The 12,903-nt window shown below is 34.6% G+C and carries 11 protein-coding genes; 4 read left to right on the top strand and 7 right to left on the bottom strand.

The window, feature by feature from the left end; genetic code table 11:
* Window positions 1-15: 15 nt before the first annotated feature.
* The gene (locus IPK35_16440; GenBank protein MBK8054805.1) at window positions 16-1,848 is read right to left on the bottom strand and encodes a DUF1800 family protein; all 1,833 of its coding nucleotides are present in this window, start codon (window positions 1,846-1,848) and stop codon (window positions 16-18) included.
* 113 nt (window positions 1,849-1,961) lie between these two features.
* Here IPK35_16440 and IPK35_16435 point away from each other — a divergent pair, with 113 nt between their 5' ends.
* Together IPK35_16435 and IPK35_16430 are read left to right on the top strand one after the other, a co-directional pair.
* On the top strand, window positions 1,962-2,504 hold the full coding sequence (locus tag IPK35_16435; protein ID MBK8054804.1) for a sigma-70 family RNA polymerase sigma factor: 543 nt from the start codon (window positions 1,962-1,964) through the stop codon (window positions 2,502-2,504).
* Between the two features lie 11 nt (window positions 2,505-2,515).
* Complete coding sequence (locus IPK35_16430) at window positions 2,516-3,442, top strand: hypothetical protein (protein ID MBK8054803.1); 927 nt, start codon at window positions 2,516-2,518, stop codon at window positions 3,440-3,442.
* Between the two features lie 20 nt (window positions 3,443-3,462).
* On the opposite strand, the gene IPK35_16425 is transcribed toward IPK35_16430, so the two are convergent.
* The 4 genes from IPK35_16425 to IPK35_16410 all read right to left on the bottom strand — a co-directional run bounded on the left by IPK35_16425 (window position 3,463) and on the right by IPK35_16410 (window position 8,522).
* Window positions 3,463-6,003, bottom strand: coding sequence for a CHAT domain-containing protein (locus IPK35_16425; GenBank protein ID MBK8054802.1), 2,541 nt, complete (start codon window positions 6,001-6,003; stop codon window positions 3,463-3,465).
* Between the two features lie 51 nt (window positions 6,004-6,054).
* Entirely contained in the window at window positions 6,055-7,137 is a 1,083-nt protein-coding gene (locus IPK35_16420) for a transposase (GenBank protein ID MBK8054801.1), read from the bottom strand.
* Entirely contained in the window at window positions 7,124-7,288 is a 165-nt protein-coding gene (locus IPK35_16415; protein ID MBK8054800.1) for a hypothetical protein, read from the bottom strand. The genes IPK35_16420 and IPK35_16415 overlap by 14 nt, the downstream gene beginning before the upstream one ends.
* 700 nt (window positions 7,289-7,988) lie before the next feature.
* Window positions 7,989-8,522 (bottom strand): hypothetical protein, encoded by a 534-nt coding sequence (locus IPK35_16410; protein ID MBK8054799.1) that lies wholly within the window; start codon window positions 8,520-8,522, stop codon window positions 7,989-7,991.
* A gap of 455 nt (window positions 8,523-8,977) precedes the next feature.
* Here IPK35_16410 and pdhA point away from each other — a divergent pair, with 455 nt between their 5' ends.
* Both pdhA and IPK35_16400 read left to right on the top strand, forming a co-directional pair.
* Complete coding sequence (gene pdhA, locus IPK35_16405) at window positions 8,978-10,012, top strand: pyruvate dehydrogenase (acetyl-transferring) E1 component subunit alpha (protein ID MBK8054798.1); 1,035 nt, start codon at window positions 8,978-8,980, stop codon at window positions 10,010-10,012.
* 105 nt (window positions 10,013-10,117) lie between these two features.
* Entirely contained in the window at window positions 10,118-11,185 is a 1,068-nt protein-coding gene (locus tag IPK35_16400; GenBank protein ID MBK8054797.1) for a hypothetical protein, read from the top strand.
* A gap of 102 nt (window positions 11,186-11,287) precedes the next feature.
* Here IPK35_16400 and IPK35_16395 read toward each other — a convergent pair whose 3' ends face one another.
* Both IPK35_16395 and IPK35_16390 read right to left on the bottom strand, forming a co-directional pair.
* Window positions 11,288-12,307, bottom strand: a complete 1,020-nt coding sequence (locus IPK35_16395) for a sterol desaturase family protein (protein MBK8054796.1) — start codon at window positions 12,305-12,307, stop codon at window positions 11,288-11,290.
* Between the two features lie 35 nt (window positions 12,308-12,342).
* Window positions 12,343-12,774, bottom strand: a complete 432-nt coding sequence (locus IPK35_16390) for a rhodanese-like domain-containing protein (protein ID MBK8054795.1) — start codon at window positions 12,772-12,774, stop codon at window positions 12,343-12,345.
* Window positions 12,775-12,903 lie beyond the last annotated feature (129 nt).

Here is a 12,903-nt window from a genome sequence, read left to right as displayed (position 1 = left end):
CTGTTTTTTTTAATTTTACATTAATTGAAATTCTGCGTAGCTAAAAAGTGCATCATAAAAAGCGAGAAGCCTTCTATGAATTGCATTGTTGCTATTGCCAGAATTATATTCATCGCAGGTCTTTAGCCAGCTACTTGTAGGAATCCAGTGTGTTTCCAAAATATATTTGAGTTTGTTTTTTTCTTCCGCTGAGATATCGTTTACAAAGAAATAGTCTATATTTTGACGTATAAAATCATCCACATCTCGCTGATTAGTAAACATTTTGTACATTGTTATCACCATACTTTGAATATTACCAGAATTGGACAAGTCATTTGATAACCTTACCATTCCAGTTATATCACTTATTTCTGGTCCAATTCTATTAGTAATGAGTTTCTTTCTTTCTCTTAAGAAATCAGCATTAATCCATAATCTATGGTAACCAGGTCCTTGATAATAAGCAGGAAATCCAGCCACGTCAGGTACATTACTTACTAGCATTCCCGCACCAAAACAAAGACCTCTTACATACTGAGCCTGCCTATGTGCTGCAACTGCAACATAATTTGGTCTATCTTCAACCTTCCACGATAAATAAACTGACAAAGGAACAGTATCCACTTTGGTCAAAGGATAAATTTTTGCACCCATCATTCTTGTTGCCCCAACCATAAGGTCGTAAGGATTTTTTATCATGCAACCTATCTGCTCTTTATTATAAAAATGACTACTTGTAAATAAGGCTTTCAGTACCGGCTTTACATCATATGGTGCATATCCATTACCTCCATCCCTAAGAAGTTTAGACAATGGTACGATAATATCTCGTTCTGTCTCATCTGTAATATAGGCATAAACAAAAAATCTATAAAGTTTCCTGACAAGATTTCTTGAGCTTTCTTCATTAGCGAACAACATATCAAAAAATTCATCTATTTCCTGTAATCCTCCAACAGGTCCTTTTTTGGTTTTGATCGTCTTGTTATCATAAAATGATGAAAAAACTTTATCTTCGGGAGCGTGCAACTTTTCATTGTATCTTATCTTATAATCGACTTTATCATTACATAAAAAGTTTTTTATAGCTCCATCATAGTTGTTACAAACGTTCCATCCGCTCAGGACTTTTGCTGCAGCTTTTACATCATTTTCTGTAAAAAATTGATCATTATTATTTCTCCCTTTTCCGATGGTGTATAATTCCTGAAGTTCTCTGGCAAAGTTTTCATTAGGATTCGTTGGTACTATTTTGCCGCCTCTCAAGTCATACCAATTATACGCATAACTTTGATTTAAATCAAGATAATACATCATAGACGGATCCAAAGTAATCTTTTTTACCAATTCTTTGTAATTACCTAAAGAAAGATCTCGTAGTAGTTTGACTCTATTGTAATAATAGAAACCTTGGCCTTCATTGTTTTTACCATTATTGGAAGGAAGATGATTTTCATAAAACAATACCATCTTTTCACGAATGCTTCTATCTTGTGTGATCATGAGATGATGCCACCAGTAGTTCACATTATTTTGAATGATAGATTCAGTCCAATTTTTTTCACCGGGTTTTCCTAGCCAAGGTTGCCCAGCCTTAAAAGTTATAGAATCACCGTTATCATATTGGAAAGACCAAACTGGTAGTTGAGCTACCGTATTGACATTAAGTAATTCATCCACCACAACATCCATGCTTTTTCCCTTGAAGTAATTCATATCATCCAATGTTGCCCCAAAAAGAGTCCTTCTTAATAAGTGCTTCAATTGATATTCACCAAAGTTACCATTGTATTTTGGTACAGTGTTTTGTGCATTTGCACAATTAAGCATTAAAAAGAACATAAAGAATTTGAACACATTTTTCATATTTTTATTATTTATGATTATAAATCCAAAAGCGGGAAAAAGTAACCCAATAATAATACTTTTTTTTAAAATAAAAATAAAACTACCTTTGACGGCGTAAATATATTTTGTAAATGGACTGGATCGAAAGGATAAAATCAGACCCCGATAAAACCTTAACGATGTTGTATCAAAATCATAAAGCAGATGCAGTTAACTGGGCCAAAACGACCTATCAACTGGATAAAGAAGATGCTGAAGAGATCTTTCAGACTAGTATCGTATTGCTTTATGACAATATAGTCACAGGCAAACTCTCTACACTTACAGTAGATATAAAGACTTATATCTTTAGCATCATCAAGAATAAAATCATCCATCACAATAGAGCGAAGTCAAAGACCATTTCCTACGATGCTAATGAGATCATTCGGGATACAGTGGACGAAGAATATCAAGAGACCAGCAAAGAAGATTTAGACAAAGCTGCAAAAGCACTCCTGGATATCGGTGAGCCTTGTAAATCACTACTCGAACTCTCTTACTATCAGCAGATGAAATTGGACGATATCACAGCTCTTCTCAAGTATAAAAACAACGATACGACAAAAAATTTAAAATATAAGTGTATGAAAAGGTTACAAAAGATATTTTTTGGATATATAGATATACAATAGCATACCCAACCATGGACGATCAATACATAGATTTATTTGAAAGGTATTTAAATAATCAGCTTTCAGAAGCAGAAAAAAAAGCTTTGGAGCGCGATCTTCAGACTGATGTAACCCTCCAAAAGGAGTACAATGCTTTCAAAGCACTACATGCTGGCATCCGACTCAATGTCCTACAAGAAAAACTTCAGATGCTCAAAGAAATGGATATATCATCAGTAGATGATGTCAAACAATCACCCTTAAGAACAAATTCTAAAAATTGGGGGAAATCTTTAATTCTGCTTTTATTTATAAGTATTATTATAATCTATATTTCAAAAAGTGATTTTGCTCCAACTCAGCATAGCGTGGTGCCACAAAATACTCCAGCAATCAAAAGTGATCATACTCAAAAAGAATCTACTGATACTTTGATTAAAAATACTGCTATACCTTATGTGCCTAAAAATGATAATGCAGTCAATAAAAACATAAAACTATCCAGCAAAAAAAGTGAAGTGTTAGCAGATGCCGGTACGAAAACTTTCTGGCAAAAAGCGATGTCAGTCTATCAAAGACCCGAAAGCTTTGCCATGATACTTAGAGACAATCCTGAAGCCAATCAAGAGGAGTACAAAAAGGCAGTAGCACTCTTTGCAGGCAAAAAATATACTGATGTCATAAGTCAATTAAAAGATAAAAAAGATGAGAAAAGTCAATATCTTGTAGCACATGCCTACTTGTTGTCTGGTCGACCTGATCAAGCCATTCCTATTTTACGCCCTATGGCATCTGACGATTTTTCGATGTTTTACGATGACGCAAAGTGGTATCTCTCTATATGCCTATTGGCTCAATACCCTGAGTCCAAAAATGAGTTAAATACAATTCTATCCGATCTGAAGCAAACAGCAAAATATGGTAATCAGGTGGACAAAATTAAAAGTCAATTGAAATAACGTTAACTCATTACCTCTACTTAATTCATCACTCTAAATGCTGCCCATTGCTCAGGGCTGTATCTACTTCTGAGTATCTTTTTGGCATGTTGCATGGCAGCATTGGCATCATATGATTTTAGATAATGAGTATAAAAATGGTCACAAAGCTCTACGGTCACGTCATCAGGTATAGGCCACAGTGTTGCTACTACCTTTTTGGCTCCTGCTTTCTTAAAGGCATTGGCCACACTGGCATTGCCAAAACCTGACATATATGTACCTTGACCAGTATTGCATGCCGAAAGGAATACCAATTCCTTGTTCGATACGTTTTGGTTGATGACTTCTAAAGCAGATAAGTATGCGTCATCATTGGCATAGGACTGGGCAAGTATTAACTGGGCGCTACTGTTAGAAGTGAAGTATTTATTGATATTTGCTCCTGTTGATGATTTTGACAATCCATGTGTGGAGATGTGTATGTGTGTCACATCTGATGAATTGGCTGCAGTTATTAGTTTCTCTTTAGTGGCATCACAATCCATCAAAGCCATAAATGGCAAATTTTGAACTTTGAGTTTTTCGCTGATTTTATCTACTTCTTTTTTTGAACCTTCCAAGTACTGAATATCAGACCTGATCTTTTGTATATCTTGCGCCACTGTGGCTAATAGCCCATCATTACTGGCATGACATTGATAATTAATACCACCTACTAACAAAAAATTATTCTTGAACTTATCGGTCTTTTCAACGTTGCTTTCTACTATGGTTCTTGAATTTTCTACATAAACAATTTGATAATAATCTTCCAAAATACTTTGTTTACTTCCTGTAGGGCTTAATATTTCTATGGCAATCTGATTTAGCTTTCCATCGGGTGAGATGTATAATTTGCGTTTGTCTTTGAGGTAAACCTCTATTGGTTTGATCAGGTAATGATAAAGTGCCTTATTCATTTTTCCATTATTGGTATAATTAGTAGAAGAAAGCTGAAGCTCTAGCGTATCAACAATATTCTTATAATTATGAAATACTACCGATTCATCAGATACGATGAAGAGGTAAAGTTCTTCCTTTCCTTTGATTTTGTCAGTCTGATAAAAATCAAGAAAGACTTCTGATGGCCCCAATTTTTGTTGGATTTCTTTGATCTTTATATCGTTGTGCCATTTTACGCCTGCAGCATTGATCAATGCATCGTGAATGCTTGATGATAAGAGCCTAAGAGAATCAGAAACATTGCTTTCATTGACTCTTTTCGTTAGTTTTTTATACAAAGTAAAGTCATTCTTTAGTTTTTCATTGGATGTATTATTAATAAATGATTGCAGATTTACATAATAAGCACTCGATGCATTTTTGACATTATTCATATGGTTGTATATAGTAGGTACATCGTTAGGATTTCCATAATTCAACATTCTACTTATAACGGCCACATACTTTGAAGATAACTTTTGTATATTTTTAGCTAGATTAGAAGGACTTTCATTGACTAAATTGAGATAGTTATTATGGATGGATGTAATGACTTGCTCTGATAATTTTTTAAAGGATTGTTCTGACAATTTTTTGTTTCTCATTTTCTCAAGTGTTACATTGATCCTTGCAAAATGATGTAAGGGTACATTGTTTTTATTAAATAAGCTATCTACCTTCTGCAATCTTTGGGCTGCTTCATCATGCTTACCTTCATATATTAAATACCTAATAAAAGGCAATGCTCTGAAATAATCATTGTAAGCATCCGTTTTATCTAATATATCAAAGTATTCTTTCGCTTTTGCATAATTTTCAGTGTTAATGTAATGGTCAAATAATGTTTCTTGCATTCCAATCATTGCTTTCTTTTCAAACCTGGTCCCCTTTACCAATTTGATAAAACGATCCAAATAAACTTCTGCTGTTATATCATCATCAAGGGTCAGAGCATGTGTAACGCACCAATCAAGATTGTCAATGTGAGCAAGGGTGTCTCTAAAAATGACATTTTCTATGTTTTTTTCATTATTGATATGGATATCTAATGCCGTCAAATCATCGCCTTTGTAGTGATAGTACAAACCTAAATTCATGCGAGCTACAAATAGATCTCTATAGGCTGGATGAAATTTTTCTACCCCAATTCTAATAGCTTCATCTAAGTGTTTTTTCATTTTGTAAAACTCATCATTCCGGAGATGATAAATGGCTTTACTTCCATTCAAAAACAAAGTTGTTGAGTCATTTTTATTGGTACACTCTTCAATTTTTTTTGTAAACATTTCCAAGGCTTCATTTCTTCGATTTAGAGAATGAAAGGTAAAACTATATTTTCCGAGATACAAATTCGCAACTGCCCAATAGTCGCAAGGACATGCAAGGTCCATTCTATTTATGTAAACATTGTACAAAGAGTCTCTTTCAACATGTTTTCTTTGCTTTCTAAGACTATCCACTAATGGTTCAATATTTTTGTATTGTTGCTTAATTATTGAGCAATCTTTAGTTTGTGCTAATAATATTGCCCTATTACACATACAAGACCCAAAAACAATTGCAACTGCAAGCATTATTTTCCTATACTTTTTCTCCATTTTAATCAACTATTTTTTAAATTTTATTTACACAATACTCCGATAACAAATTTAAGCTGCGACTTTCCCAAAATCTAATATTTTGCGTTTTAATTCATTATTTTTTTGCAACTCTGGTTCAATACCATAGTTGATAAATATTCTTTCCAGCAGAAATTGATTAAATAACTCTGTTTTGATATCTTGAATGGAGCAACTGCAGGGCTGATCTTTTTCTATGCCTTGCCGTATGATTGCTTTAGCTACATTGACTGCCGTCATGGCATAATTTACATGATTATGGATTTTCTCCACTGACCTTGCCTGACAGTTGTCAAATCCGGTAAACTGTTTACCGTCTCTGAATATAAATTCCATTTGAAATCTGGCTTTGTAATATCTGACTATGTCGATGGAATCCCTAGACGTGTTGGTGCTAAAATAAAGAATGGTGTTTGTAACTTCACCTTTCTCATTTAAATATTCTGTATAGGCCACTTTGATATTTATCTTTAGACTTATGGAATACACCACTGCTTCGTATATAACCTTGCTCCCATCATCAACTGTCTTTTTGAATACACTCTTATCTATATTTTTGAGATCTACTTTGCATGAGTATTTCTTAGGGCGACCTCTTCCTTCCATCTTCGGACCATTGTAAAGATACTTTAAGTTTGCATCGGGGCGTAATCTACAGATCACTTCTAACCCCAATTTGGTCATTGATCCTACAAATTTTTGTTTGTTAAACCAACCATCTACTACTAGGATTTCACTATGTTTCTTTATTGTATTAATCCTTTCGACAAATATCTTACAATAGTGTTTGATCAGACCAGTTTCTGCATCTTCTTTCTTCACCGGTGGTGTCTGTACGGCATCAAGATGATAGGCTGTATTTTGCTTGACATCTATGATGGCCAAGCATCCAAATTCCATACCTCGCTTGATCATGCCTGCTACACCAGAGTAAAAATAGCCTACATTAGGTGTATGTTTCCCACTCTTTGAAAGATATGAAGGATCAAACCCCACTATCAATTCATCGCCACATTGTTGGGTGATAAATAAAGAATTGATTGATACAAAATCAAATGCCTTCTTGAACATGTTGCGAAACCTCACTTCAGGCGACGAACTATATCTTCCCATCTGAGTAAAATTGATTTTTCCTTTTGATGGTAAGAAATAACATGGTTACTTCCATAAAAAATACTTTCTGCCATTTGTTGATGCCAACCATTTTATCTAATATTGTACCTATAAGGCTTTTGCCGGAAGTAAATGCGTCTTGTGTAATCATTTTTGTGAGAGATTGTGATTACAGGTTGGCTCAAGGGCCAATTTACGCATTTACTTTTTATATATTTTTTTATCCTAATGTATTTTAAAAGTTATCGGAGTATTGCTACAAAGATAATTTTAATAAATGCATAGTAAACCTTATAGACATCTGATAGAATTTAATAATACTTAACTTTACGGTTCTCATATGTCCAATTGTATTAAACTTGCTTAGAAGGCTTTTGTCAGCTAGTGAGTGAAGTGACTTCATTGTTATAATTGTTTAGCTTGTAATTCTTGCCTGATTTTGAGTGTGGCACTATATTCCTGATTTAATTTAGTACAAGGTGCATACAAATTTTCCTGAGCAAAACATCTTGCCCCAACTAGTAAAAGTATAAAATATAAACTTACCTTATGAAATACAAATGTTTGTTTCATCATAATCACATAGATTGGATTAAAAGTATATAATGAATTTAAAAGCTAGGGGTTTGCAAAAGTAATGTTTTTTTGCACTGAAATAATAAAACTTTCCCGACCTATTTTTTGAAAAGGTTTACATCAAATAAAACTGTCAAATTTCCGTGTAAAAATAAAATATGTATACTGTAAGAGTATATAACTATTGATATACGTGGGTGTTAATAGCAAGAATTCATAATTTCTTATAGGTTATTCATCCTTCAAGAAAAGCTTGAACCTATAAAACTAATAATTCATTGTTTGATATTTGATTTTTTACTCTTTTCAGAATGTATAATCTCCATTTTGGACTGAGCTTCTTTGATTTTTAGACTTCTTTGGTCTATTAAGGTTTTGATAAGCTTTTCTGATTCAAGTGGTCTTTGATTGATATGGCGGTGGAAAAGAGTGAGCATAAATCTTGTCATATCTTCGGTGTAATACAAACCTTTTAATCTGAGATAATGCGAAAATCTGGATCCTTCTTCAAAATTCCAATTGTATTCCATCCATCGCCCCAATCCGAAATAGAGTTTTTTTACCATGATATCTTCAGACACTTCCTTAAGTGGTTTTCTGGCATCTTCATCTGTTAATTCCATGAGTTTGGATAGCGCATCATCAATATCTCTGGGAATATAAATTCCGTATAGTCTGGATTTTTTTATATTATCCTGATATGTTGAGTCATTGGGTATAACTTGTTTGTTTTTTTTGTCTTGTCCAAAAGATATATTTTGAATAAGTACAACACACAGCAGTATACAAAACATCCTGATTAAATCCATAGGTCAATATAATTATGATACAAGTTTAAACATACGGGTGTATAACAAATTGCACAATTACTTAAATGCTTCGCTACCCTCACTCCCTAAATAGCCTGTCAAGCAAGCTTGAGACACCCCACCCAATAGCTCTCATCAGAGGGCTGATCTCCCCTTTAGGGGCCAGGGGTATGTGGAGGGAAATGTCGTAAACTAATTTCATTTCGTGGTTAGCCTAACAGTCATTATCGATTTAATAAAAAGTGCAATTTGTTATCCACCCCAAACATACTTTAAACGGAAAAAAGTGATATAATTGTTTCTAAATCAAATATTTTTAACTTCTGCTTAACCTTAAAATGCATCTGAGCTAAAATTATTTACCTAACAAGACTACTAATAGTAAACAAACCACTAATTTTACGGTTTAAAATCATTCAATTAAAAAAATTTAATTTTAAGACAAATATTACCTCATGGCAGAAGTATTGGAGAAAAAAAAATCAGATAAAAAATCAGCTGCACAAAATTATGACAAAGCTACTTATCTGAAATGGCTGGAGACGATGTACAGAATCAGAAGATTTGAAGAGAAGGGATTATTTGCATACTCTCAGCAGAAAATCAGAGGGTTCTTCCATGTGTATATTGGCCAGGAAGCTATTGCAGGCGGATTGGTATCAGCACTGAGAAAGGAAGATAAAATTGTGACAGCTTATCGCCAACACGGAATAGCTCTATCCCGAGGGCTGAGCGCCGCATCATGTATGGCTGAGCTATATGGTAAAGCTACTGGTTGTGTAAAAGGTAAGGGAGGAAGTATGCACTTTTTCTCTGCAGAACATAATTATTTCGGTGGAAATGGTATCGTAGGCGCTCAGATTCCTATCGGTACGGGTATCGCTTTTGCAGAAAAATATAAAGGAACAGACAACTTGTGCGTCACCATGTTTGGAGATGGAGCTGCTCGTCAGGGAGCGCTATATGAGTCATTCAACATGGCTATGACATGGAAACTGCCTGTTCTGTATATCTGCGAAAATAATATGTACGCCATGGGTACTTCAGTGACAAGAACAAGTAATGTCCACGATCTTGCGAAGCTAGGTTTGTCCTTCGACATACCCAGTGAAAGCGTGGATGGTATGAATCCTGAGTCTGTACATGAAGCACTCACCAGAGCAGCAGCGCATATCAGAGCAGGTAAAGGCCCATATTATCTGGAAATAGAAACTTACAGATACCGTGGACACTCCGTCTCAGATCCGGCAAAGTACCGTACCAAAGAAGAGCTGGAAGCCTACAAAGAAAAAGATCCATTGGTCGTGATTCAGGATAGAATAGTAAAACAAAAAATAGCTTCTCAAAAAGAAGTGGATGATATCATAGAAGCTATCAACAAAGAAATAGATGATGCTATGGAATTTGCTGAAAATTCACCTTATCCACTGCCTTCAGAGTTGTACGAAGATAATTATTCACAGAAGGACTATCCATATATTACGGATTAGGAAGAAAGGTAATGAGTGGAAATAAGAATAAGATTATTTTTTTTAGAGTGATACTTTCTCTTGTTCTATCTTATGTGACCCAGTGGTATTTATGTTCGCAATCAGATGAATTGTTATTACAGTCCATTATTGAAACTTTATTATAAGTTTAGCCATGATATCAAAGCGCAAAATACAGAATCAGCATGTTTTGATTATTGCTGCATAGGTAAGGATATCAAAGCTAAGGAGTGTTATCAAAATATTTATGGACCGGTACACTTTATAGAAAAGCAAAACTATCAATCGACTAACAGCGCCACATTTATTTTTGACTACATCAAAAAACATCAACCTAGGATAGTGGCCATCAATGAGGCCCATCATGCAAGTGAGCATCGAATCGTCATGCACTCGATGTTGGAGCGACTTTATAGAAATGGGTACAGACATCTTGCAATAGAAGCTCTTAGCTCAGATGATCATGACATTAATATCAGAAAATTTCCAAAATTTGTTTGGTCAGGAAACTATATCAAAGATCCTGAATTTGGCAATATGGTGAGGTATGCACTGAAATTGGGCTTTACTTTGATCCCATATGATCAAAGAGGACCACTTCGGGCTCAATTGGCTGCTGAAGCTATATGTAATCATTTGACGGTAAAGCAAATCAATAAACTTGTAATATTTGCAGGATTTGATAATATTTCAGAAAAAGAGATCAATCAAAAAAAATCCATGATGATGTATTTAAAAGAATGTTTAAATACTGATCCGTTTACAATTTCTCAGACAAAATACTTATCCCTTTTGATGAAGTACAATCCGCCAACCTCCGGATTAAGTTATATTCTTACAAATAAAAATGATGAGGTATATAGAGGTGAAACAGAAGATGTAGATGTGGCATTGTTTTGCGGTAAAAAGGATGTGGATGACGCATTGGTTATACAAGGTCAGGTACTTATCAAGATAAAAGCTCCTAAGATGAAAATTCCTTTTCCTTCCTTGGTACTTGCCAAAATAAAAAATGAGGGCCTTTTGGCTGTTCCTGTGGATATAGCCGAAATAAATACCTCAAAGGATTTAAAAAAATTGAAATTGTCTCTATTTAAAGGCTTTGAGTACATTATTGAATTTGTAGAAAGAAATTATGAGACTTATCATACACAATCACTAACTGTCAAATAAAAAGAAATAGCATTATTAAAATTTAACCTTTTTAAAATTTCAATACTGAGATAAAAATATGATACAAATCACTGAAATTGTAATTTTATTTATCTAAAAGCTTCATTCTTTTATTCCATAGACTATTTGTCCTCCAAACGAATGCGGAAATTTTTCAACTCCTGGAAATCCCAGCCGTATATCTCTGCCATCATGTGGGATTTCGGCAGTACCAAAAAGATAATCCCATATCGCCAATGAAATTCCAAAGTTGATTCCAAATTTACGATTAGCCGGAAGTTCATAAGCATGGTGCCAGATGTGCATCTCAGGACTGTTAAATATTTTTTTCATAAATGGCCCTAAAACTATATATCCGGCCACAGTACTTCCTAATATGGCCACAGTTTTTATAAGCAAATCTGACTCGTTGAGAAAAGTGATATCTGCGAGTCCCATCACCATCACAAAACCTGCCAAAAAACCCACTGCTCCGGCAGTGATTTTACCATCAATGCGGAAATTACTGTGGTTGTAATGACCGATAGCCAATGTAAATATATGTATGATAAAGAAGTCATAAAGCCCGATACCCAATAAAGCTAAGGGTATATATTCAATGGTTCGGTACACGATGGTCTCCATCCAGTGATATCTGAGATGTGCCGCAAATCCCATTTCCTCTACACTATGATGAACTTTATGAAATTGCCACAGCCACCCTACTCTGTGCAGCAATCTATGCACCCACCACTGAACAAAATCTCTTACTACAAACCCGATCAGGAGTACAGCCCAAAGTGGAAAAGATCTCAATGGATTGGAAGCCTGCAGGTCTAAGGAGAATAGAGATTTAATACCATTGTTAAACAAATTGACGACAACATCAGATGCTGCATTGTAAATCACCAATGAAAAAAGAAAAAAATTGAAGAACATATAAAAAAAGTCCAACCAGAAATCTTTTCTGAACATAGCTTGGTTTTCTCTCCAGGGTTTCAGTATCTCTAGACCGAAAAAGAAAGCACTGACTAGCAGTAACCAGTAAAAATAGTTGTGCCATGAAGGATGTGTGATCTCAGACCAAAGATAAGAAGCGTAGCCACCGTACCCATTCAGGAAGGTGTTCAGAAGGTTTTCCATATTGAAATTTATTGAAATTGTATTATTCTGAATAATTATTGTCTGGACCAACCTGAATATCCGGGAGTGAGGTTGTGTACTTTAGTAAAACCCATTTGCTGCATTATAGATACTGCGGTAGCACTCCTGCCACCAACTGCACAGTACACTATGTACTCTTTGCTTTTGTCCAGATTGTTGATATTATCTGTAAATTCTGGTGAAGAGATATTCATTTCCAGAGCATTATTGATTTTGCCCCTGGCAATTTCTCCCGGTGTTCTGACATCTATCAACACGATGTCCTTGTTGGCTTCCATCATTTTTTTAGCTTCAACTATGTCGATATTGATTTTTGATGTAAGGGTTTCAGCTGATTTCACTGCCGCTTGATTTGAGTTATTAGCTGTATTTGCTGCTCCGTTATTTTGTCCTTTGCATGCCATAATGGTAAATCCCAAAATGATTACAATAAAATATTTCACCATATAAAATTAATTTTTTTGTAGAAAACAGTACAAAAGTACAAATGTTTTAATATCAGCAATGTAACCTAAGTTACGTGGTGTGTATAACATATTGCATTTTTTATCAATGGTCATTTTAATAAACGGTAG

Source organism: Saprospiraceae bacterium (assembly GCA_016713025.1).
GTDB lineage: Bacteria > Bacteroidota > Bacteroidia > Chitinophagales > Saprospiraceae > OLB9.
Note: the sequence above shows the minus strand (reverse complement) of the source record. Positions and strands in the feature narration are given on the sequence as shown.

Bases quoted from the DNA above. Each gene is read 5' to 3' on its own strand.
- IPK35_16440 (MBK8054805.1), bottom strand. From the start codon at position 1,848: ATGAAAAATGTGTTCAAATTCTTTATGTTCTTTTTAATGCTTAATTGT.
- IPK35_16435 (MBK8054804.1), top strand. From the start codon at position 1,962: ATGGACTGGATCGAAAGGATAAAATCAGACCCCGATAAAACCTTAACG.
- IPK35_16430 (MBK8054803.1), top strand. From the start codon at position 2,516: ATGGACGATCAATACATAGATTTATTTGAAAGGTATTTAAATAATCAG.
- IPK35_16425 (MBK8054802.1), bottom strand. From the start codon at position 6,003: ATGGAGAAAAAGTATAGGAAAATAATGCTTGCAGTTGCAATTGTTTTT.
- IPK35_16420 (MBK8054801.1), bottom strand. From the start codon at position 7,137: ATGGGAAGATATAGTTCGTCGCCTGAAGTGAGGTTTCGCAACATGTTC.
- IPK35_16415 (MBK8054800.1), bottom strand. From the start codon at position 7,288: ATGATTACACAAGACGCATTTACTTCCGGCAAAAGCCTTATAGGTACA.
- IPK35_16410 (MBK8054799.1), bottom strand. From the start codon at position 8,522: ATGGATTTAATCAGGATGTTTTGTATACTGCTGTGTGTTGTACTTATT.
- pdhA (MBK8054798.1), top strand. From the start codon at position 8,978: ATGGCAGAAGTATTGGAGAAAAAAAAATCAGATAAAAAATCAGCTGCA.
- IPK35_16400 (MBK8054797.1), top strand. From the start codon at position 10,118: ATGAATTGTTATTACAGTCCATTATTGAAACTTTATTATAAGTTTAGC.
- IPK35_16395 (MBK8054796.1), bottom strand. From the start codon at position 12,307: ATGGAAAACCTTCTGAACACCTTCCTGAATGGGTACGGTGGCTACGCT.
- IPK35_16390 (MBK8054795.1), bottom strand. From the start codon at position 12,774: ATGGTGAAATATTTTATTGTAATCATTTTGGGATTTACCATTATGGCA.